This is a genomic window from Prevotella sp. E13-27 (assembly GCF_023217965.1).
Lineage (GTDB): Bacteria > Bacteroidota > Bacteroidia > Bacteroidales > Bacteroidaceae > Prevotella.
In genome coordinates this window covers 1,731,692-1,756,421 of the sequence record NZ_JALPSC010000001.1, presented here as the reverse complement: position 1 = coordinate 1,756,421, position 24,730 = coordinate 1,731,692, and the positions used below count along the sequence as shown (strand labels likewise).

General features: G+C 45.9%; 12 protein-coding genes. 4 read left to right on the top strand and 8 right to left on the bottom strand.

Translation table 11 applies throughout. From position 1 onward, the window contains the following. Positions 1-62: 62 nt before the first annotated feature. The 4 genes from M1L52_RS06995 to M1L52_RS06980 form a co-directional block, all read right to left on the bottom strand. Positions 63-2,045, bottom strand: coding sequence for a fasciclin domain-containing protein (locus M1L52_RS06995; protein ID WP_248614214.1), 1,983 nt, complete (start codon positions 2,043-2,045; stop codon positions 63-65). A 36-nt stretch (positions 2,046-2,081) separates the two neighbouring features. Next, on the bottom strand, positions 2,082-3,815 hold the full coding sequence (locus M1L52_RS06990; protein WP_248614213.1) for a RagB/SusD family nutrient uptake outer membrane protein: 1,734 nt from the start codon (positions 3,813-3,815) through the stop codon (positions 2,082-2,084). A gap of 128 nt (positions 3,816-3,943) precedes the next feature. Then, complete coding sequence (locus M1L52_RS06985; protein ID WP_248614212.1) at positions 3,944-7,228, bottom strand: SusC/RagA family TonB-linked outer membrane protein; 3,285 nt, start codon at positions 7,226-7,228, stop codon at positions 3,944-3,946. Between the two features lie 33 nt (positions 7,229-7,261). Beyond that, complete coding sequence (locus M1L52_RS06980; RefSeq protein WP_248614211.1) at positions 7,262-9,895, bottom strand: fasciclin domain-containing protein; 2,634 nt, start codon at positions 9,893-9,895, stop codon at positions 7,262-7,264. Between the two features lie 308 nt (positions 9,896-10,203). On the opposite strand from M1L52_RS06980, the gene M1L52_RS06975 reads away from it, so the two are divergent. The 3 genes from M1L52_RS06975 to hutH all read left to right on the top strand — a co-directional run bounded on the left by M1L52_RS06975 (position 10,204) and on the right by hutH (position 16,421). Then, a complete protein-coding gene (locus tag M1L52_RS06975; protein ID WP_248614210.1) occupies positions 10,204-13,875 on the top strand; it encodes a family 43 glycosylhydrolase in 3,672 nt (1,223 codons plus the stop codon). Positions 13,876-14,377: 502 nt separating this feature from the next. Next, positions 14,378-14,845 carry a DUF4890 domain-containing protein gene (locus M1L52_RS06970; protein ID WP_248614209.1) on the top strand — a complete coding sequence of 156 codons (468 nt, stop codon included), beginning with the start codon at positions 14,378-14,380 and terminating at the stop codon, positions 14,843-14,845. Between the two features lie 97 nt (positions 14,846-14,942). Beyond that, a complete protein-coding gene (hutH, locus tag M1L52_RS06965; protein WP_248614208.1) occupies positions 14,943-16,421 on the top strand; it encodes a histidine ammonia-lyase in 1,479 nt (492 codons plus the stop codon). Between the two features lie 65 nt (positions 16,422-16,486). Here hutH and M1L52_RS06960 read toward each other — a convergent pair whose 3' ends face one another. Together M1L52_RS06960 and M1L52_RS06955 are read right to left on the bottom strand one after the other, a co-directional pair. Then, the gene (locus M1L52_RS06960) at positions 16,487-18,166 is read right to left on the bottom strand and encodes an ISL3 family transposase (RefSeq protein ID WP_248613604.1); all 1,680 of its coding nucleotides are present in this window, start codon (positions 18,164-18,166) and stop codon (positions 16,487-16,489) included. A gap of 1,076 nt (positions 18,167-19,242) precedes the next feature. Then, positions 19,243-20,379, bottom strand: coding sequence for an AAA family ATPase (locus M1L52_RS06955; protein ID WP_248614207.1), 1,137 nt, complete (start codon positions 20,377-20,379; stop codon positions 19,243-19,245). A 573-nt stretch (positions 20,380-20,952) separates the two neighbouring features. On the opposite strand from M1L52_RS06955, the gene M1L52_RS06950 reads away from it, so the two are divergent. Then, positions 20,953-22,632: an ISL3 family transposase gene (locus M1L52_RS06950; RefSeq protein ID WP_248613604.1), complete on the top strand. Its 1,680-nt coding sequence runs from the start codon at positions 20,953-20,955 to the stop codon at positions 22,630-22,632. Positions 22,633-23,122: 490 nt separating this feature from the next. Here M1L52_RS06950 and M1L52_RS06945 read toward each other — a convergent pair whose 3' ends face one another. Beyond that, on the bottom strand, positions 23,123-23,533 hold the full coding sequence (locus tag M1L52_RS06945) for a HEPN domain-containing protein (RefSeq protein WP_248614206.1): 411 nt from the start codon (positions 23,531-23,533) through the stop codon (positions 23,123-23,125). Then, positions 23,530-23,844 carry a nucleotidyltransferase domain-containing protein gene (locus M1L52_RS06940; protein ID WP_248614587.1) on the bottom strand — a complete coding sequence of 105 codons (315 nt, stop codon included), beginning with the start codon at positions 23,842-23,844 and terminating at the stop codon, positions 23,530-23,532. The genes M1L52_RS06945 and M1L52_RS06940 overlap by 4 nt, the downstream gene beginning before the upstream one ends. Between the last annotated feature and the right edge of the window lie 886 nt (positions 23,845-24,730).

Genomic DNA, 24,730 nt, shown 5'->3' with positions numbered 1-24,730 from the left:
CCCCTCGCGCGCTCGGCGCTTGCGACGCTTTGCTTGCAAAGAATGGGATGGGGGTGGGTCTATTAGTGCTGATCCTCACCCTGTGGGCTGTCATATACGCTCTTCGGGCAAAGTTCCAGATAGTCGAAGTTCCAGTAGCACTTACGATCTGCGAGCACCTGACGTGCACGAATGTAGTAAGTCTGGTTCTGATCGAGATAAGTGGTGGTAAGAATCTTACGCAGGTTGTGAGAGTGGCTGCGGAGAGTACCATTCACATCACCGCCCTGTCTCCAAGTATCCATACCCTTCATATAACCGTGGTTACGCATAGCCTTGTCAATGGCTTTGTTTGCAGCGAGTTTTTCATCATCAGTGCCTGTCTCCACGTCAGCCACCCATCCGATATATGGTGCGCCACCATAGTCGCGCAGGTCAGCAGGAATACCGCAAGGCACATTGTTCAGATAGAACTGTACGACACCGCGCTCATCGCCTACGGTATAACCAGTACGGATCTCGTAGGTTCCCGATGGTACAGGAGGAAGTTTGAACGTTACGTCGAAGATACCGTTGATGTTCATGGCATTGCCCTTGAACGAGCTCCACCAAGGACCGTCGCCATGCCATCCGAGGAAGGCATCGTCACCCATGATAGACCAGTTCTTCACATATCCGAGACGGAAAGCCACGACCTCCTGAACATCGTTACGTCCGCGGGCAGGGCGGTTGTTATAATCGGTGCAGTTCTGGAAGTCAGGACTCAGCACGTTTGCATCAAAGCGGATGCGGCAGTTAAGCACTTCGTTACGAACCTTTGAGTTATACTCGAGAAGTTCATTTTCTTCATTTGACACATAATAATACATGCCGTTAGGAGCCTGGTGCTCACCTCTTTCAACCTTCAGACCCTTAACCTTTGCGGTGCCCTTAAAGCCTTTGCGGTTGATATAGAGTTCCTTTTTTGCCCAGAAAGGGATACAGAAGCGCATGATAGCACCAGGGCACATGGTCTCATAGAACTCTTCAGCATCAGCTGCATCATAGTCCCACCATGAACCTTTGAGATATTCAGAGTTCATTATAACCTCGTCGTAGGGGAGCACACGGTCAATGATGTGATAAGCCACATATTTATTCAAGGAGTTGTTGCGATCCTTGAGATCTGTGATGTCCTTACCCTCAGGATATACGGTCTTAGCATGTTCGATAAGTTCATTCAGGTTGTTGATATGATTAGCCCTATAGACAGCGTCCTGCTCAATAAAGGCAGTCCATTTAAAGTAGCGGAACTCAGGCCAGTGAGCAGGTACTTCAGAAAGTCCACCCGACTTACATACGACCATAATCTTTCCCAGCTCTGAGATAGAGTCAACAGAAGTCTTGTCAGTACCCCACGCAGGATAGTTCTCGTCAAGATAGAGACGAAGGGTATCAGCCAAACCTGTGGCAAACAGAGCATCCCTGAAAATAGTGATTGTAGAGTCCTTTGCAATGACGTCGGCCAGCCAGTCACTGGTCATAGGAATCATGCTGCTAACGATGTGTACAACACCGTTTGACACAGAGTCGTCATACTCCACCATTCGTGCAGTGCCGTTGGCATAGTGAATAATCTCATTGTTATTGGCAGTATCGGTCTCAACGCTCAGGTTGATATAGAGCTTTGCCATATTCATGCCAAGGTTACCCTCAGAAATGTCGGTAGTGAAATATGCCTTCGAACTTTTAATCAGGTGGTTACGCACCAAGGTATCGGCCACTGCCGCTGGGATGTCATCGAGAGTGGCATAGCCGCGCTCTGCCATGAACTTTGCGAAAGCATCGTTGTTTGGTGCGAACACGGTGTAGTTACCATAGGTAGTAAGCAGCTGGTAGAAAGACGTACGTTTCAGAAGCGTAACGAAATTGCCCAGACGTGCCTCATTCTCATCAAGGAACTGCGCAGCAGTAAGCTTGTTCGACTGGTAACGGCTCATGGGTATATCGTCGTCGTTATCGACACATGCCACAAAAGCCATCACTACAGCGAGTGCGCATAATATGTAATGAAATCTTGTCTTCATAATTTCCATATAGGTTTCTATTATTAATAATGTGGCTTAGTTGAGTGTGCTCTCCTCGCCTTTCAGATAAGCAGGATTCTGCTTCAGCAGCGGGTTAGCCTTCAACTCTTTCTTCGTGTAAGGATAGTAGATATAGTTAGGATCTGCCAACTTCACCTTGATAACGTTGAGGTCGGTCTCATATTTACGAAGTGCATTATTGATAAGACGCTTCGTGTTGCCATCGCGACGTGCCATACGAACGAGGTCGAACCAACGCTTGCCTTCGAATACGAACTCACGATGACGCTCAAGGAAGAGCAGTTCTTCCATCTTGTCCTGTGAGGTGGAATAAGTTGCGTAGGTCAAACCACCTGCTACATCAGGAGACAGATTGTTGGCACGCTTATAGACATCGTTGATGAGTTCGAAAGCTGCGGGCCAGTCAGCAGAGCCGCGCATGATGAGCGCCTCAGCTTTCATCAGCATAATGTCTGTCATGCGATAGATTATCCAGTTAGCATCTCTCTGAGAGCGATAATCGCCTGTTCCCAGAGTGATTGAAGGAGCATCTGACAGTTTGAACGATGCGCGTTCACGAACATACTTTGCAATGCTGTATGTCTGACCGCTCTTATTAAAGTTCTCGTATGCACGGCAGTCAGAGGTTGAGGTGAACACGGGGTTTTTCTTGTTCTCAAACTCATCCATTAAGAACTTAGGAGCTCTCAGATAGCCTACCTCGTTGCTTATGTTACCATAATATGTATATGCCCAACCGTTCTCATGAGCGCAGACTCTATTAGACGCCAACTGCTGACCAGAGAAATAAATCTCGAAGATACTCTCAAACGAGCTTCCTTCACCAAAAATCTGATTATAGGCGTTACCGACAGTGGCAGAGCCCTTGGCTGCCTCAAGAATAAGAGGAACACCATGGAAGAGGCCAATATCATTGATGGTACCATACTTCTTGAGCAACTCATCGTAGATTTGCTTCTTGTAGCTGATTACCACGTCGCAGTTCTTTATCACATTGTCCCAGTCGCCCTTCCACAGATAGAGGTCGGCAAGCAGAGAATAAATAAACCAACGAGTAACGTAGCAAACGTTCTCCTTTGGCTCACTGATAGAACCGCCAAAAACTTCCTCCTGACTAGAACGGCGCAGTGCATCGTCCTTAACAGCTTCGAGGCTGACAATCAGTGAGTCAAGCACATCATTGAACGGAGTAGCAGGGAGAACGAATGTCTGTCCGTCATCAATGGTTGCCGTAGTAGAATAAGGCACATCACGGAATGTACGGATGAGAGTAAAATAGCAGTATGCACGTATAGCGCTCATCTCAGCTATAGTAGCCTTCATCTCCTCATAAGTATAGTTAGGATCAATCTTCTGCACTTCAGGTGCATAGTGACAAACAATGTTACAACGGTTGATGATGCTATAGACGGAGCTCCAGTCGCAGAGACTGTTTGTCTGCATCAGATTCTCTTTCAGAATCTCACGAATATTGTTATCGTTGAGTCCTGAACCTTCGGTAAGGTTATCTGAACGAAGCTCACCCCAGACGCTCATACGTATGCGTGCATCATTAGAAGCCATTGCCTCGTAGCATCCTTCTACGGCACTCGTCACGTCGGCCTTCTCCTTCCAGTAGTTCTCGAGCACCACATCGTTCATAGGCAGGATGTCGAGAAAGTCGGAGCATGAGGAAAGGGACCCGACTCCTACGCCTCCCAAGGTGATGGGGGCTATAATACCGAAGAAGCGGAGTAGCTTTCCTTTCATTCTATTTAAATTAGTATTTTTCATACTCTATATTTTTTATGTAATAAATATTCTATTCAATCTCCCCTCCCCTCGGGCGCTCGGCGCTTGCGACGCTTTGCTTGCAAAGAATGGGCAGGGGGTGGGTCTTAGAAATTGATTGTCACGCCACCTGTGAACGACTTAGCGCGCGGTGTCTGTGCATTATCGGTAACGACACCATAGCTTCCGTAGCCCACCTCAGGGTCAGCACCGGAATACTTAGTCAGACAGAACAGGTTGTTTGCAGAGACATAGAAGTTGAGCTGAGTGAGTCCCCACTTCTTAAGGTGCTTCGGATTCACCGAGTAGCTAACCTGTGTATAGTTCAGACGGATGAACGAGCCATCCTCAACGAAACGGTCGCTGCCGAGCCAGTTGAAGCCAGTGTTATACAGTGCACGAGGTACTTCTGTAATATCGCCGTCAACACGCCAGCGCCAGTTAACGGCACGGCTCTGGTTGTTTGCAGTGTACATATTCTCAGCGTTCATACGTGCTGCATTGATAATCTTGTTACCATAACGGAAGTTGAACTGGTTGTTCCAAGAGAAACGACCAATATTTACCTTGAAGCCGAAACCGCCAGTAATCTTTGGCAGAGAAGAGCCGAGGTAAACAATATCGTACTCATTGATCTGTCCATCGTGGTTGATATCCTCATAGCAAGCGTCACCACCCTTGAACTCGTAGTTGTTCTTGCCTACAGCAAACATCATTGGCTTAGCCATGCCGTGCTCGTCGAGCACCACGTTGCCGTCAGCATCGTGTGCTACAGGAGCGTTAGGACCGCTGATGCCCTTGATCTCCTCAGCAGAATAACGAGAGTACTGGTAAACGCCCTTATAGCGGAAACCGTAGATGCTACCGAGTGCGCGATTAAGCTCAACACGGTTCAGATACTGTCCGTTACGGAAGCCGAACTCATCGTTAAGGCTGGTGAGACAAGACTCATCCATCTCGGTAAGCTGGTTCTTATTGTTTGCGAATGTAACGTTGAAGTCAAAGGCAGCCTTGCCAATCTTCACGATTCTATTACCATTGAGGTTGAACTCCCAACCAACGTTCTTCATCTTACCCACGTTCTGCCAAGCAAGACTTGCATAACCTGAAGAAGAAGGAATGGCGCGGTTAGCCATCAACATGTCTGTTGTGTACTGCCAGTACATCTCCACGTTACCGGTGATGCGCTCATCGAAGAAGCCGAAGTCGAGACCGACGTTGTAGGTCTCTTTCTGCTCCCACTTAAGGTTCTTAAGCTGAATGTTGCTCTGGATAGTAGAACCGCCGATATAGCCGTCACCCTGAGAATACTTAGAGAAGTAGAGATACTCCTGACCGGGCTGACGACCTACGATACCCCAACCTGGGCGGAGAGACAGCATTGAAACGAATGGCAGGGTCTTCTTGAACCAAGGCTCCTTGCTGATGTTCCAACGTACTGAGAATGCAGGAAAGTTACCCCAGCGCTGGTCGCCACCGAACTGTGTGCTACCGTCACGACGTACAGAGAAGTCGGCCATGTAGCGTCCCTTGTAAGCATAGTGGGCAGAGTAAGTAAGGTAGATGCTGCGCCACTGTCCGCTACCGGTGTTCATACCGCTGATGATACCCTCTGCTGCAGTGCTCTGGATAGTTCCTGATGGCAGGCCCCATGTAGTAGTGCTCTGAGAGTTTGACTCACCGCTGTTGAGCTGACCACGCAACATCATTGTTACGAAGTGGTCCTTGTTCTTGAATACAGGAGTGAATGTCAGGGTATGGGTTGTTGTGATACCAAATCTCTTTGACGAGCTTGTTGTAGAAGTATTGTTACCAGAGTTGTTCCATGTCTTGTTGTTAAGTGCCATTGGCATGAACGAGTCATCGGTCTGGTTAAAGATGCTGAACACCACCTTACCTTCATAGTCAAGACGTGTCTTCTCATCATCAAAGCTCAGGAGCTTATAGTGCATCTTGAACTCAGGCTCAATGTTGTAGCTTGTGGTATTGTTCTTAGCCAGATTAGCCAGAGCGATTGGGTTCTTAAGGTTAATCTGTGCATTACCGTCGTTCGCATTACCCTTAATAGAAGGTGTGGCCGTTGACAGCATAGAGTAGTACTCAGGAAGGTCGTTACCATTATTGTCCTCCTCATAGATAGACATGTTTGGCATCTTCTTGTATGCTATAGAAAGCAGGTCACCATTGTTCTTCTGGTTCTTGGTATAGGTGAGCGAGATATTTGTCTCGATCTTGATGCGGTCACTGACGAAATAGTCAAGGTTCACGCGCGAGGTGAAACGGTCGAGCTGCTGCTTGATGATAGAACCAGTCTCACGGTCGTAACCGGCACCGATACGGAAGTTTGCCTTCTCACCACCACCGGTAAGAGCAACGTAGTGGTTCTGACGCCAACCAACCTTCTTCACCTCACTGAGCCAGTCGGTATTATCGTCATACATGTTGCGCTCAGCAAAGTTCTGCTTGTAGCTGATCTCAGGAATGTTACTTGCCTCGTCACTCATAGTGGGGTTGAAGAACTCTTCCTTCATCATCATGGTATATTCGTCACCATTAAGCATCTTGTAGCCCTCAGGCTGATAGGTGCCTGTGAGACGGAAGCTATAGCTTACCTTGGTCTTACCACGTGCACCACGCTTGGTCTTAATCTCGATAACACCGTTAGAACCCTGAGAACCCCAGATGGCTGTTGCAGTAGCATCCTTCAGGACTGAGATGCTCTCAATATCCTCAGGGTTAACGTTCAGCAGCTGTGCGAAGCTCTCCTCGTTGGCGCTCTGGAAGTCAAAGTTACTTGTGTTTGCGTTCAACACGTTGCCATCGACAACAATCAGAGGCTCACTTGAGCCGTTGATGGTTGACACACCACGGAGGCGCATTGACGTTCCTGCACCGAGGTTACCAGAGTTTGCAACAATGTCAAGACCTGCGATACGTCCCTGCAGAGCCTCATCGACGGTGGTGATAGCCAGACCGTCGAACTCCTTCATGCTAATGGTCTGTCGGGCAGTAGAGATCTCATCTTCAGGAATAGCCAGACCAGAGCCTTGTGCACGGCGCTTTGACACGACAGTCACTTCCTTAAGAGTCGTGGCATCTTCCATCTTTACTACATACTTCTTTTTATTAATTGGCAGAGTCACTGTCTTGTATCCCACGAATGTGACACGCAGCTTATCCTTAGGATTCTTCAGCTTGAACGAGAAGTTACCGTTCATATCTGTGACTGCCGAAGCCACGATACGGTTTGAAGCATCGAGCTCAACGACGTTTGCCATCATCACTGGTCCGAACGCATCGTTAACGGTACCGCTGATGATATCGCCAGCCTGCTGAGCATTGGCAGCAATCAAAAAATTAAAAAATGAAAATAATAGAATTAGTCGTTTCATAATCTTAGAGCTTTTTATTTCTTAATTTTTTAATTACCATGAACCATTCTTTGCACCATTACGCAATGGTGAGTCAATCAAATGGATAACTGCAGAAGACGTGGTGTACAACGATGTTGCAGTAGCAGCATTTTGTCCATCATACACGTATTCACGTGCCTGGATGTTATAAAGAGGCTGTTCAATGCCATCACCGTCGAAATAGGTCTGCTTTGTCACCTTGTGAACTGCTCCAGTGCCATCAGTAACGACGATTTCATCGTCCTTAAGTTCTGCGTGAAGCATCATAAAACGTCCTGTATCCTCATTGATACAAGAGGTCTCGAAGTCACCAGACTCATTGTTGGCACCGATATAAAGGGCATTATCCTGAATGTGATACTTCAGGAAGTTCACAATCTTAAGAGAGTCTTCAGTAGCACCAAGGGTATTACCTGCATCAATCTTATTCTGATAGTCATCCCATGTAGGCAGCTGACCTGTATCGAACAGATTCTGGATAGCATCGTTGCTTGGTACATATATAGTATAATGATAGGTATTGAACAGTGTTATGTTCTTACCGCCACAAGCCTTGTTGTCTTCCTTCTTGCCAGTGCCGGGGTTATAGAACTCGGATGCCAGACCGCTCTTGTCGAGCAAGTCGAAGAAATACTGGAAGTCAGGAACATTCTCCAGCTGGTTGCACACGGTCTTGCGTGTACCCATGATAGGCTGGGCATCGAGGATATATGTCTTACCGTTACCGCCGGTTACCTCCTTGCGCTGATCCCAAACCTTTGCAACAGGAACAGGCTGCTTGCTGTCATACATCTGATAGCTGCCTTCAACAGTCATGTGCTCGTCGTCAGGATTCTTGTTCACGCGGATACCTGTACCGTTCTTAGTACGATAGTAGGTCTTATTGCCTTCCCAAACGTTACCCATCACGATATGTGTGTCAAGAATATCTCTCAGACAGCCTACAAGACGGTTGTAGTCGGTTGTCACGCCTACAGAGTCACGATAGCCTGTCGAGGGGTCATAGTCATAGATGACAGCAGAAACACCGGAAGCATCGTCCCAACGGAAGCTGAGCAGCTGGAGCTGTGACTTTCCGTAAGAACATGGGTCAACATATTCTATCAGTCCATGGTTATTTGGAACGAAGAAGCTGTAAGTGGTACCGAGAGCCTTCAGATAGAAGCTGTACTTACACTGCTCAATGGCCCAATCAATGATACGCAAGCTCTTGTCAACGATGGTTGGGAATGACACGCAGACGTAAGCTGTTGGAGGATAAACGGTGTTCAGCTGATATACAGCACCGTTACAAGCCATCCAAACAGAGTCAACGCTACTCTCCTTCAGACCCATGGGATCGTTAGCGTCGTTAAGCACGCCGGCGAACTTTGAAGGAACAGACGATATGAATGAAGGAAGCATGTTAAGACGGAGCAACTCAATAATCACCTTGTCATCAACAGTGTCCCATCCGCCGGGGAAATTGTCTCTCAGTGGCTTTCCTTTATTTTCGTCGTTCCAGTAGTCCATCATGGCCTTGTCGGTAGGAACGAGCATTACAGCCATATCACGCTGCTCGGCAACATTGCCCTCGCTGGTATTCTTGTGGCTGGCAGAATAGTAAGCGTTCCATCCTGGGTCGAAAGTAAGAGTTGGATTCTTAATCTTCTGTGCTGCGCCCTCACGTGAGATAACCACAGCGCCATCAGGAGTCTCGAAAGTCTCATTATCGCGCTTGTCGTTGAGGTATCTCATTGTATAGACTGTATCGACATTTGTACCATAGATACGGTTATATTCTACAGTCTTCGTGAGATCCTTGTCATCGGGATAAGGAGCACAGAAGCGGTTCAGCAGTCTGGTATATATCTTACACTGCTCTTTGTCGGAAATAATCTTTGCCATGTTGGGCAGTGGGCTAACCACGTCATTTACAACATGAATGAAGCCATTACCGCAACGAACGTTCTGATTGATAACCTTCTTACCATTAACGCTGGCGTCACCATCCTCACGATTAGTCTGATGGTTGAACAGGAAGTTATAGTCTTCGTTGGTAATCTTGTTGTTGGTCATGAAGCCCTGGAGGAAAAGCAGCATTGGAATGCGCGAACCGTCCTGGAAGCAGACCATGTCCTTGCCAGCATCGATATGACGCTGCCAGTACTTATTGACAGGCATCTGACTTGGCTTGAGAACGGGCACAGAGTCGTACTCATCGAGGAATGTGAAACGACGCATGCACTGTCCTTCACGCAGAGGAGTACCCTCAATGGTGGAGAGAGCACTTGCCTGAATAGAGTTGTCAATCATGCTACCATAGAGCAGCAGTTTCTTCTGGGCAAGGGAGAGCTGGTCATAGCTCTTAACTCCCCAACCGTTGTCACTGTTAAAGAAACGCTCAAAGGCAGCGTCATCGGCTGCAAAAAGCGTTCTCGAACCTGTCTTAGACAGAACTTCCTTCTGTCCAAGCTCGTCAATCAAGCGTACGGTGTTGGTGTAGTTACCTTGTTGTTCAAGCCACGTGTAGATGGTCGAACCCCAACCGCCTGGAGTCCTCTCATCAAGGTCGTACTTGTCAGTACACGAAGTCAGAGCTCCGCTTCCTGCCAACAGGAATCCTGCAGCCATCACCCATAGTAGGCTTTGTCTTTTGGTTTTCATACGATTTGTTGGTTTTTGTTTTATGTTAATTTGAGTTCTTTAGGTTCTCTTTTTTCAAGTTTTTGCTATGCTTTATTGTTAGCTTTCAGGCATAAGTTAAATTTCGCTTGCAAAGTTAAATAATATTTACGTGCGCGATTTTACGTTACGTGCCAACGTGTTTTTCATTTAGTACACGCACGTTACGCACACGTCTCATCAGTTTTTCATTTTGTCTCATTTTGCGCTTATTTAGCTATTTTACACACGCGTACATTAAAATATATATTAACTTTGCCGCAAGAAAACTATAAATTATCAAAACTATCATGATGAAAAAACTATTAACATTTATCTTCATTTCGTGTCTTGCCACACTTGGCTGGGCACAGGGAGTAAAGCCGCTGCCATCACTGCATGTCGAAGGCAGATGGTTGGTTGACGAGCACGGCAACCATGTGGTGTTGCATGGCGTGATGGACACTCCCAACATGTATTTCAACGGATGGCGCTGGGGCTCGCCATGGGATGGAACTGGAACAGGCTACAACTCTGCCAGTGTGTCGAAATGCTTAAACTATTTCGAGAAACTCTTCACTGGTATGGAGAAAGCAAAGTGCACTATCTTCCGACTGCACCTTGACCCCGCATGGACTAACGACCCAAATGACTCTTATGTATGGTCAGGCTCTGCAGGACAGGCTTCGGGGGTAACAGGCGAGGCAGACATCACGAAGTTCAACCCCACGCGTCTGTCAACATACCTCACAAGTCTTTACATTCCATTGATGAAGAAGGCTATAAGCCACGGCATGTATGTCGTAGTACGCCCACCGGGTGTATGTCCTGACAACTTGAAGGTTGGCGACTACTACAACCAGTACCTCTTGACCGTTTGGGACAAGGTATCGAAGAACGCATACATAAGACAGAATGCTGGACGCATAAGCATCGAGCTGGCAAACGAGCCTATTTCCATTAGAAATGCCAACAACCAGGACGACGCGAAGGCATGTCACGACTACTTCCAGCCTATCGTTGACAAGATTCGTGCCAACGGATTCACAGGCATTATCTGGGTGCCCGGCACTGGCTGGCAGGCAAACTACACAAGCTATGCCTCATGGCCCATCGAGGGTTACAACATCGGTTATGCCGTTCACGACTACCCTGGATGGTACGGATGTAGCGACAACACACCTGACCCACAAAACAAAATCAGGCAGTTCCACAATCAGGTGCCTGTAGTAGATACCAACCCCATCCTGGTGTCTGAGGTGGACTGGAGTCCAGAGAATCCCGACGGTGAAGGTCACTACGACGAGCACGGCAACTGGGTCCTTCCTAACCTCGGCACATGGGGAACAGGCTCTACATCTAAGTACGGTAAGGCTTTCAAGGCTTGCCATGACTACTACGGCAACATGTCGATGACCCTCACCCACCCTCACGACTTCTTCGATATCGACAGATTGCTTGCCGACGGAACTGTAGTGGCTGCTTTCAATGAGAATCCCGAGGCTTGCGGTAAGGCCTGCATGGACTGGTATGCTGATTATTACAACGAGAACTGGGCACACGCCGATTTTACCAATTTCATTGTCAGTGATCAGGGCAATGGCACCTTTAAGAATCCTCTTATCTCTGCCGACTTCCCCGACCCCGACGTAATACGCGTGGGCGACACCTTCTACATGGTTAGCACCACCATGCACCTGCTGCCTGGCGCTACAATTCTGAAGTCAAAAGACCTCGTGAACTGGGAATACTGCGCACAGCCATTGACACAGCTCTCTGACAAGGAGGACTACTCACTCATCAACGGCAAGAACGCCTATGCTCGCGGCATGTGGGCATGCTCAATGAAATATCACAACGGTATGTTCTACATACTGCTCAACTGCAACGATGCCGGTGCTTTTGTGCTCACTGCCACCGATCCCGAGGGCAAATGGGACATGAAGCCTATCTCTCGTGGCTACTATGACCCGGGCATGCTCTTCGACAATGGAAAAATCTACGTAGCTTGCGGCATAGGCAACATCCAGATGTGTGAGCTCGACGAAGACTTCAACTTCATTCAGGAACAGAACGTCATTAGCAACAAGGACGGTCTGGAAGGCAGCCATTTATATAAGATAGGTGACTACTATTACATCTATGCTACTTATGGCGGCTGGCCCTCAGGACAGGCAATCTTCCGCTCAGAGAACATCTTCGGCCCTTACGAGGAGAAGATGCTCATACAGAAGACCATCAACGGAAAAGCTAACACCGTACACCAGGGCGCTCTCGTAGATACGCCTGACGGAAGCCAGTGGTGGACCATTCTTCAGGAAGACCTGGGCTGCTTAGGACGCATGCCAAACCTGCAGCCTGTGACATGGAAGGACGGCTGGCCCGTTGTGGGCAACAATGGCGTGCCACGCGCATCCATGACGAAGCCTGCCGTTGGCACCAGCTACCCCATCAGCCCGCTGCCTACAAACGATAACTTCCGCAGCTATCCATTGGGCATGCAGTGGGAGTGGAACCACACACCCGACAACGGCGCATGGACACTCTTCGAGCGTCAGGGATGGCTCCGCATGAAGACAGGTGCTGCCGTGAACCGCCTTACACAGGCCCGTAACATCCTCACACAGCGCATCTTCGCCTATAAGAACAAGGCTTCATTAGGAACAGTACGCGTGGATGTGTCTCACCTGCAGGAAGGCGACCGCGCCGGTATCTGCATACTGCAAGACCCCTACGCCATGATTGCCGTAGAGATGAAAGACGGACAGCGCCGTCTCGTATGGCGTCAGGACACGCTTCGCACAAACGACAGCTTCACTCCTGCCGAAGAGACAAAGGCTGTTGACATACAGGATGTCATCTACCTGCGTGCAACAGTGAACTACTCTGACAGCAAGACGCAGTTCTACTATTCTCTTGACAATGAGACATTTACTCCTTTAGGAGAGCAGACCACTCTGGGCTTCAACCTCACTATGTTCGTTGGCGCACGCTTCGGTCTGTTCTGCTATGCCACACAGGAGAATGCCGAGCGCGGTTATGCTGACTTCGACTGGTTCTCAACAGAGGACAGCTTCGATGAAGCAACCTACTATCCTGCCGATTTCGTCGGTTTCAACGAAGATATGCTCACTGCAGAGAAGATCGAACTGTCATCAACTGACTCAGAGGTAATGATTGGCAACAGCAGCATTCTGCAGGTCATTGCAACATTCCGCGACGGACACACAGAGAACGTGGCATCGCAGACCACCTACGAGATGGGTAACAGCAACTGCATACAGATACAGAACGGTCGTCTGTTCGGTCTCTCTGAAGGCAAGGCCGACGTGACAGCCACCTACACTGACCCAATGGGCAACGAGCTGAAGGCTACATTCAGCGTTCGCTCAACATTCTTCCCCTTCGGTGCTCAGCACATAAAGACAAACTTCTTTGCCAACGGCACTTACAACGAGAGCACCCACACGTTCCGTCCAGGACAATGGGGACAGATGGGATGGGAGTATCCTAACGGTGCCGACATGTCGGGATATAAGTACCTGGTTATCAAACTTGGAGCAAGCAGCAGCAATTCTCACCTCAACATATTCACTCAGAACAGCATCTGGACTCCTTGCTACTCTACCTCTGATTTTGGTTCTAAGACTCAAATCGTGGTTAATCTGCAATCGGCTAAATATACCAGCGACGGCGACAAGAAGGGTAAGGCTCTTGAAACAGACAACATCAGGATTGTGGCTTTCTGGGGCAACGGCAACCAGGACATAAAAGTTAAGGATATCTACCTTACCAACAACAGCGACTACACGCCAATGGATCCTAACACTGGCATAGAGTCTATTGAGACTGCCAACACCTCTGTAAGCGTCTATTCTCTGTCTGGTCAGCTGCTCCGCAAGAACGCTGATGCTAAGCACGCCACCGACGGTCTGCCCTCTGGCATGTATATCGTTGGCGGAAAGAAGACAATAAAGAGGTAAGAAAAAACATCGGCTTTTCAAGCCTAAAAAAGTTGCACACTTTAACGACTGTATTTTGAACAATAATTTATGATAATTCATGTTTCGGATGTATAAAAACTACCACAGATTTCAGATTACATGGATTCTGCTGCATATTACAGCGGCTAAGCCGCGATTATGTGTGATTTCACAGATTGCTTCGCGCAACTAATCGCAACTTTAGTTGCAGTAATCAGAATAAAAATCCCATCATAGTGCGCAGCCATAATCTGTGAAATCTGTGAAATCTGCGGTCTTTATACATGCGAAACTTGTATATGATAATTATGTTTATACTTCAATGAGTGTATTTTAGGCTTGAAAAGCCGGTGTTTTTGTTAAAATCTGAACATAGAGTTTTTAAAGGCGAGCCACCTTTTTCATAAAAAATGTGAAACGATTAAACTATCGGGATTACTGTGCATCATAACAATGACAACCAACAAAAAACTAACAATATAAACACAAAACCAAACAGATTATGAAAAAGTTTATTTTGACAATCGTGGCAGCACTCACAATGACAGCAGCCACAGCACAGGAAGAGAAGAACGAACAGAGAGAGCCACGTCAGATCACACCCGAGGCAATGACAGACCGCATGGCAAAGCAGCTCGAGCTGACCGACGACCAGAAGGCAAAGGTTCTTGAACTGAACAAAGCTTACGCAGACATGTTCAAAGGTCCAGGCATGCGTCCACAGCGTCCTATGGGAGAGCGCAGAGCACGCCCTGAGGGTGACAACCAGGAGCGCCAGCGTCCACAGATGACCGAGGAGCAGAAAGAGGCCATGAAGAAGATGTTCGAGAAGCGCGAGGAATACAACACAAAACTCAAAGATATCCTCACTGAGGCGCAGATGGAGAAATACAAGAGTATGCACCAGCGCCATGGTCGCGGACCAGGCCGCGGACCAAGAGGCAACAGAGGAAAACACAATGCACAGTAATAGCAGAGCTAACAAAAAAAGGCTGAAAGTTTTGATACTTTCAGCCTTTTTTATTATTTTTGCCCCATGATTTGTTAACTAATGACTAACTAACCCTATGACTACACATTACATCTCTGCCGAGCACCTATCTATTGAGCGCATCGGCGAAATAATCAAGAACGGAGAAAAACTTGAACTGTCTGACGATGCCAAGCAGCGAATCCGTCGCTGTCGCAACTATCTGGACAAGAAGATTGCATCCAACGGAGCCCCTGTCTATGGTGTGACGACAGGCTTCGGCTCGCTCTGCAACGTGTCTATTGGCAAGGATCAGCTGTCACAACTACAGATAAACCTCATCAAGAGCCACGCCTGCGGTGTGGGCGAGCGAGTGCCAAACAGCATTGTGAAGATAATGCTGCTGCTGAAGATTCAGTCGTTGTCCTACGGCTATTCCGGCTGTAAGCTCGACACCGTCCAACGACTGGTGCAGTTCTTCAACAACGATGTCTATCCCGTGGTCTATCGCCAAGGCTCGCTGGGTGCTTCTGGCGACCTCGTGCCGCTGGCCCATCTCTGTCTGCCGCTCATCGGAATGGGCGAGGTGGAATATCAGGGAAAGGTAATCTCTGGCGAGGAGCTATGCCGCAAGAAGCGCTGGAAGCCAATAGAGCTGGCCTCTAAGGAAGGTCTGGCACTTCTCAACGGCACACAGAACATGAGTGCCTTCGCAGTGTGGTCACTCCTTGAGGCTCAGCGACTTAGCGACTGGGCCGACAAGATTGCCGCCATGAGTCTCGACGCTTTCGACGGGCGCATAGAGCCCTTCATGCATGCCGTCCATGCTGTGCGTCCGCACTTAGGACAGATAGAGACGGCGAAACGCATGCGCGAGATGCTGGAGGGCAGTCAGATTCTCAACAACATAAAAGCCCACGTGCAAGACCCCTACTCTTTCCGCTGCGTGCCACAGGTTCACGGTGCAGTGAAAGACACCATCCGCTACGTGCGCTCCGTCATTGACATTGAGATAAACTCTGCCACCGACAACCCCACCGTCTGCCCTGACGACGACCTCATCATCTCTGCCGGCAACTTCCACGGCGAGCCCATCGCGCTACCCATCGACTTCCTGTCTATAGCCATGAGTGAGCTGGCCGACATCTCCGAGCGCCGCATCTACCGACTGGTAAGCGGCACACGCGGCCTTCCGTCGTTCCTTGTTGCCAACCCAGGTGTTAACAGCGGTTTCATGATAACGCAATACACGGCGGCATCGTGCGTGAGCCTTAACAAGTCACTGGCCATGCCGTCGAGTGTAGATAGCATACCGTCTTGTCAGGACCAGGAGGACCTCGTGTCTATGGGTGCCAACGCAGCCATCAAGCTCTACAAGGTCATCTATAACACCGAACGTGTGCTTGCCATCGAGCTGTTCAATGCAGCCCAGGCTCTTGACTTCCGCTTGCCGCTGAAGTCGTCGCCCGCCATCTGCCAGATCCACGATGACTTCCGTCGTGTGGTGCCGTTCATCCTCAACGACGAACTGATGTATCCGCACATCGAGCAGGCCATACAGTTCCTGAGGAGGTGAGAAGTGAGAGGATAGTTTTTATCGGCGTCCTCCACTGTGTTTATTTTAACAAAAACGGTTCTTCTTCAATTTAGTTGAAAAAGCAGAGGCTCCAGAATAAGTTTTCTCTTAAGCAGTTCCAGTCCAGCCCTGCCATACATGCACCGTTTGACCTCCTTTATCTTGTTGACAAATCCTTCGACAATGCCATTGGATATAGGTAAGACGATGCAGTTCATAACGGCTTTGAGGTCTCTGTTCACACCATCAACGAAGCGTCTAAGCCTTTCAATGGAGGTATGTCTGTATTCTTCTATCCATTTGGTAAGTCGTCTAGGATTATTAGACTTGAGAAGTTCATTGAATTCAGAAACTGCATAATACAGAGTTGAGAACCACTTCAGTGAGAGCAATTTTCTGATAAGCGTGTCCTCTTGCCCATTGAGTTTCATGCCTCTTACAGACCTATTTATGATATTGGCCATCATGTGAATAGGCAAAAGCGGTTCTTTGTGTGACACCTCAGCGACACGCTTTGCCTGCACGTGTTGCTCTTCAGTCTTACGCGGTCCCCGATGGCCATCTGACAAATAATGGAAATGGCGGTAATAAGGCCCCATTGACTTGTAGCTACCATCTTTGTTGATGTCCTTGAATATCTTGGACAGAGGCCTGCCTTTGGCGTATTCCGTCTCCACATAGGCCTCGTGCATTGAGAAGTCAACTTGGGCATTGCTCTTACGGGCAGGTAATGATGTGATGTCCATATACGACTGTACAGTTGTATAGAATATGCCGGTAGCTTTGACTATCTCACCCTTGCTCATACCCTTGGCCTGTAGAATCTTGACCTGATTGAATTTTGCCTGCCGTTGCACGTTGGTGCCATTACTGATATCGTTGGTCTTGCGTTCTCCCATGACTAACATCCTGTAATCCTCGTAGTTTTCACTGACAACACGTGCTATCATATCGGAGGCATTCTTTACTAGATGAAAGTGGTCGGCAACCTCCTTGATCAGGCGCTTGGTACTTGCGACGGCAGCAGAGTAGTCGGTGGATCTGTCACGACTGACAATCTGCACCTTTATGTGTCTGTCCAGCCACTCCCTGAAAGTTTCCTCCTCACGATTACCTAACAGGTCTATGATCATACCCGTCCGCAGATTGACAATCACGCTACCATAGGATACGCCCTTACGGAAAGCCCAGTCGTCAACACCTATCCGATCGATATCCGGATATACGGGAAGAGGCATGCGGTGGATGTCGCGAAGGACAGTTGCCCTGCTAATAGGTATTCCCATTATACGAAGATGGCTGCTGCTCTTGCCTGCCGATGAGTCAAGTGACAGTTTTGACACCAAAACCTCACAGCGCCTGCTTCTTCTACGGTATCGGAATACCTCCGTCCCAGGCTGCTCCGCAAAAGTCTTGTGGCTGCAATCTTCATCGTGGCAGAAGAACTTACGCATCTCTAGATGAAGAATAGTGCGCCTGCCGAGTATGGGAAGGTCTGTAACGTGACGCATATATCTGCTGTGTATCTTTTTACTGTGACTGCCGCAATATGGGCAGATACCATAGGAGAGAGAACTACGAGCATATATATGGATGGTATCTGGAAGCACCTCCACATCCTCTATGCTGAGTTCTGCATTCGGATACAGGGAAGAAATTTTGAGGTTGTCGTTATTTGATGCCTCTAAAGTTTGGTTATGACAATTATTATTAGTACTTTTGTCGCTATTAGGATGTTTTGACATGATTTTGAACCACTTGTTTGGCGACATAAAGGTACAAAAAATATGTCAAATATCCTAATTTTATTTACTGTAAATACTTGATAGTTAGTTAATTAAGTTTAATATGGAAGCCGACAATACATTTCATTCTGTCTCCTCTTAAACACTTAAAGAAACATGATTTTCAATGCATCGAACTATTGCTGCTTTTTCAACTAAATTGAAGAAGAACCACAAAAACCAGAAAAAAACTTTTCGAGGTTTGTAGCTCCTGCAGAGCTTTTGTGATAAGTGGCATGGGCTTGTCTTTAAGAGCGAGCTCTTACGCCAACCCCACACCACTTATCACATAACTTCGTTATTACAAACCTCGAAAAGCAAAAACATCGATTGTTATCACAATCTAAAAAACAAAGATTAGTACATTCTTCGTTCTGTCAATAAAACACATTTATAGATATGAATTACTCAACTTTCGCATATATAAAAACTACCACAGATTTCACAGATTTTACAGATTATGGCTGCGCACTATGATGAGATTTTTATTCTGATTACTGCAACTAAAGTTGCGATTAGCTACGCGAAGCAATCTGTGAAATCACACATAATCGCGGCTTAGCCGCTGTAATAGTCATTAAAATTCGTGTAATCTGCGTAATCTGTGGTTTTTATACATCCGAAACAGATAAAACATAAGCATTATGTTGATTTCCTTGTTGGTAATGACATTTTGATAGAATGTTAAGGCCATTGATGTGCCAGTTTTTTTAAGGCTTGAAAAGCCGATGTTTTTGCTTTTTGATGTTTGTATAACGAAGTTATGTTATAATGGCTATGGTCTGGTCGTAAGAGCTTGCTCTTAAAGACAAGGCCATAGCCATTATAACAAGAGCTCTGCAGGAGCTACAAACATCAAAAAGTGTTCTTTATGTTTTTTTCCTTTACAACGACCTGCGGGCAAACACAAGCATGGTATCAGAGTTCTTATAGTACCAACTTTCTAAGTTAGAGGTGAGAGGTGAGAGAAATTTCTGATGATGCACTCGTGTTTCTTTGTCTTAACATCATAGTTGATTCCAACGAGATACAATTACTTATTGCCAATTTAAATACTTGACAGCATTGATGAGTTCACCTTCCACTTCTCGATTGGGAATATAACAGTCGCTTGTGTCAAAATCATAGGCCAGATAACCTAAATGAATCAGTACTGTCAATACATCGTCTTTAGTTCTTATCACTGACATGTCATTCTGGAAGCCTGTAGGGTCAACTTTGCACCTTCCTCCGCTAAGCATTCTCAATATGTCATCTTTCAGACCATTGTAATTCATCTGAATGTATGATGCTACAGCATCGTAAGCGCCAGTGGTAGCCCAGTAGCTACGACAGCGTCCTTCCCAAAGAGCCTGCATAACAGAGTTGGGGTTAAAAATGGATGGTTCACTGCCCAGCTTATAGCCGTCATACCATTTTTCCATTTCATCGAAATCTACGTTTTCCTTTTGGCATAAAGCCTTTACTTCCGACTTCGTGAATCCAAAACAGCCAGCCAAACGACCAGGATTAACCATCGAATACTCTGTAAAGTTGTTCAGTGCAGATTCTGTCTGATACTTCTTAATAGGCAGGATACCAGTCATGTAGGTCCCAGCAAAGACCTTGTTGCTGTTAGCCGCTTTAAACAGACGACGCAGCCAATTGACATAATCGTCCATAACCTTTGTACCAGCTTTGAACTCACGGCATATGGCATCCCATTCGTCGATTATAAATATGAATTGCTGTTCCTTTGCTTCTGCAATGCGAATAAGCAACGCCATTAAATCATCACCCTCTTGTAAGGGAATGTCAGGATATGCTGCATGTACATCAGATTTCACGTCCTCATTAATATGTTGCATGATATTTGCATCCTTGTAACGAGTAACAAAATCTGAAATATCCACATAAATTACAGGATATTTGTTGAGATGGGTCTCAAACGATGGGTGGTGGGCAATAAGAAGGTCCTCGAATAAAGAGCGCGAATCACACGACTGGTCGTAATAAGCATTGAGCATCTTGGCAGCCAGTGACTTGCCAAAACGGCGACATCGCGTAACGCAACTGAAGCGGCGCTCTGTGAAAAGAGTCTGGTTGATAACTGCTATCAGCTCTGATTTATCAACATAGTCACTATTTCTGGCGCTTTGGAACCCCGAATTACCAATATTTAAATATACACCCATAATGTTATGATGTGATGATTTTTCTGAATTATTGCATATTATGCACAAAGATACGTCCTTTTCTTGGAATCACCAAAAAAAATGGCAAAATTTGTTTTTTAGGCTTGCAAAAGAGGTCACATGCAAAAGCTGAGTAGTTCTGTCTATCTTGTAATCCGCTATTGGAAGTTTTGTAATCCAGTTCTGAGTAAGCTGAAAACCAAAGTCGACGAGTTTGGTCACCAAAGTCGACGAGTTTGGTCACCAAAGTCGTCGACTTTGTAAGATAGTACAGTCAAAACTACATCGCAACTTTGTTTCCACTATGTTACAATTCAGTCTAAACAGTAATCCTTCCCAGTGTTTGTTGTTTGACAAAAACGGTTCTTCTTCAATTTAGTTGAAAAAGCAGCAATAGTTCGATGCATTGAAAATCATGTTTCTTTAAGTGTTTAAGAGGAGACAGAATGAAATGTATTGTCGGCTTCCATATTAAACTTAATTAACTAACTATCAAGTATTTACAGTAAATAAAATTAGGATATTTGACATATTTTTTGTACCTTTATGTCGCCAAACAAGTGGTTCAAAATCATGTCAAAACATCCTAATAGCGACAAAAGTACTAATAATAATTGTCATAACCAAACTTTAGAGGCATCAAATAACGACAACCTCAAAATTTCTTCCCTGTATCCGAATGCAGAACTCAGCATAGAGGATGTGGAGGTGCTTCCAGATACCATCCATATATATGCTCGTAGTTCTCTCTCCTATGGTATCTGCCCATATTGCGGCAGTCACAGTAAAAAGATACACAGCAGATATATGCGTCACGTTACAGACCTTCCCATACTCGGCAGGCGCACTATTCTTCATCTAGAGATGCGTAAGTTCTTCTGCCACGATGAAGATTGCAGCCACAAGACTTTTGCGGAGCAGCCTGGGACGGAGGTATTCCGATACCGTAGAAGAAGCAGGCGCTGTGAGGTTTTGGTGTCAAAACTGTCACTTGACTCATCGGCAGGCAAGAGCAGCAGCCATCTTCGTATAATGGGAATACCTATTAGCAGGGCAACTGTCCTTCGCGACATCCACCGCATGCCTCTTCCCGTATATCCGGATATCGATCGGATAGGTGTTGACGACTGGGCTTTCCGTAAGGGCGTATCCTATGGTAGCGTGATTGTCAATCTGCGGACGGGTATGATCATAGACCTGTTAGGTAATCGTGAGGAGGAAACTTTCAGGGAGTGGCTGGACAGACACATAAAGGTGCAGATTGTCAGTCGTGACAGATCCACCGACTACTCTGCTGCCGTCGCAAGTACCAAGCGCCTGATCAAGGAGGTTGCCGACCACTTTCATCTAGTAAAGAATGCCTCCGATATGATAGCACGTGTTGTCAGTGAAAACTACGAGGATTACAGGATGTTAGTCATGGGAGAACGCAAGACCAACGATATCAGTAATGGCACCAACGTGCAACGGCAGGCAAAATTCAATCAGGTCAAGATTCTACAGGCCAAGGGTATGAGCAAGGGTGAGATAGTCAAAGCTACCGGCATATTCTATACAACTGTACAGTCGTATATGGACATCACATCATTACCTGCCCGTAAGAGCAATGCCCAAGTTGACTTCTCAATGCACGAGGCCTATGTGGAGACGGAATACGCCAAAGGCAGGCCTCTGTCCAAGATATTCAAGGACATCAACAAAGATGGTAGCTACAAGTCAATGGGGCCTTATTACCGCCATTTCCATTATTTGTCAGATGGCCATCGGGGACCGCGTAAGACTGAAGAGCAACACGTGCAGGCAAAGCGTGTCGCTGAGGTGTCACACAAAGAACCGCTTTTGCCTATTCACATGATGGCCAATATCATAAATAGGTCTGTAAGAGGCATGAAACTCAATGGGCAAGAGGACACGCTTATCAGAAAATTGCTCTCACTGAAGTGGTTCTCAACTCTGTATTATGCAGTTTCTGAATTCAATGAACTTCTCAAGTCTAATAATCCTAGACGACTTACCAAATGGATAGAAGAATACAGACATACCTCCATTGAAAGGCTTAGACGCTTCGTTGATGGTGTGAACAGAGACCTCAAAGCCGTTATGAACTGCATCGTCTTACCTATATCCAATGGCATTGTCGAAGGATTTGTCAACAAGATAAAGGAGGTCAAACGGTGCATGTATGGCAGGGCTGGACTGGAACTGCTTAAGAGAAAACTTATTCTGGAGCCTCTGCTTTTTCAACTAAATTGAAGAAGAACCACAAAAACCAGAACAACACTTTTTGATGTTTGTAGCTCCTACAGAGCTTCTGTGCTAAGTGCTATGCCTTTGTCTTTAAGAAATGGTTCTTAAGCCAAAGCCATAACCCTTATCACATAACTTCGTTATTACAAACATTAAAAAGAAAAAACACCGCTTACGCTAAAAAAAACGCTTAACCATAAACTTGAAACAGTTATCGTTAAGATTGTTTTTTATGTTTTTGCCATTAAAGAGATTAGATCCCTGAAAGGGTAACGGAATTAGTGGAAAACTTATCTGAGAGCATGCTCTCAAGGAAGTTTGTCACTAATACCGTTAGTACTCTGGCAAGAGTACAATCTCTTTAATGGAGTTTTTCTGGTTTTTGTGAAAAATAAACACGGATTTTTGAACATTAATTATTATTACTAATAGAGAAGTTTAACTTTGCTCAGAGAGATGTTATACTTCTCTTAACGGCAAGTAAAAACATAAGAGATCAAGTAGGTTGTTCTAATAAAGCATCAACTTCTTCTATGAACCGCTGTGCCTTGGGCAACAGCTCGTCAACCTCTTCTTGTGTAGCATATACGAAATCGTCATAATCACCACTTTGACGACTGTCAAACAAGTTTGCAAACGCCCTTCCACTTTCCTTCGTAATGAGTCCCTTTGATACAAAATGCATACCGAGCATAGTTTTAACACCAGCATGGGTCGCTGAGCTGATATGATGTTTGGTAAGTAAAGCCACCGCAGCATAATAGCATGCATAGTACAAACGGTTTACTGCCGTATTAAAGTAGCCCTGTTCACGTAAATAGGGGATTTCTGCTATTGTCTCATGAGCTCGCTGTTGGCGATAGTGAGACAATGCCTCATAGTTTTCATCGGTCAATACTGCATTCATAGTGTAATACCTTCTTTATTTACATTATACTGGAATGGAGTTAAGAAAGGTCTATTCTCCCATTCTTTGCGTGGCATAATGAGAGTACTGATGATGATACCAGTATCAAGTTCTATGTCATAAAATGGAGCAATGATACGATCTTTGTCTATATATGAGAGTTTGTCTTTATTGACAAGTATCAACAAATCAATATCTGAGTCAGGACGTGCATCACCACGTGCCTCCGATCCATAAAGAATTGTTTGCACTTCAGAACTCATTTTGTGAGCTTCTTCCCTAATTCTATCTACGATATCTGGTCGTCTCATTATGATTAGTTTAAGTTCCTCGCTTGCAAAAATAAACAAAAAAGTCAAAAGTGCAAAACTTTCGGCATAAATTTGCGTTAACGCAGCCATGAGAGCAAGGAAAACCACTGCAAACCTACTCAATTACCAGTGACAGTGACAGCGTGACAGCAGAATTTTAAAAAGTATTATGCGTACTGCGTGTATACGCGCGCGGTACGCGTAATGTTTCGAAAAACGTGCTGTCACGCTGTCACTGTCACCGTTTTTTTAGCATCCATCTTTTATATTTTTTGTAGATTCATCTGTACAATCATTTTTAGTTGGCAAAGATACTAAACGAAAGAGGCAAATGCAAGAAAAATCGCAGAAAAATAATCGTTAGTGATAAAATGACAGCCTGAGAGGCTGACACCTTACCACTAACGACTAGTTTTATGATAGCAAAACCAGCGTTTTGAATTAATATATTGACTGAACTTTCGGATGTGTTTTTTATTGATCAAGAATTAGAGAATTAGAGAATTTTCTAGCTTTTGCAAAGCAAAAGACATTCTATTTATTCTCATCAATTCATAAGACAGCGTATTGCATATTGAGAAAAATTCTCCAATTCTCTAATTCTTGATAGAAATAAATTACTTGACAGACAACAAGTTGTTTACATCCGAAACTTGAATTATCTGAGAGCATGCTCTCAAGGAAGTTTGTCACTAATACCGTTAGTACTCTGGCAAGAGTACAATCTCTTTAATGGGGTTTTTTCTGGTTTTTGTAAAAAAAACAAACAAAGGACTTTACTGGTGAGCAGAAAACCGATGTTGAAACCGTGAAATTTGAGAAAACAAAGACATTTTTTGCTCTAATCGGATAATTCTCTGTTTAATTACAATCCTTTTCGACAACA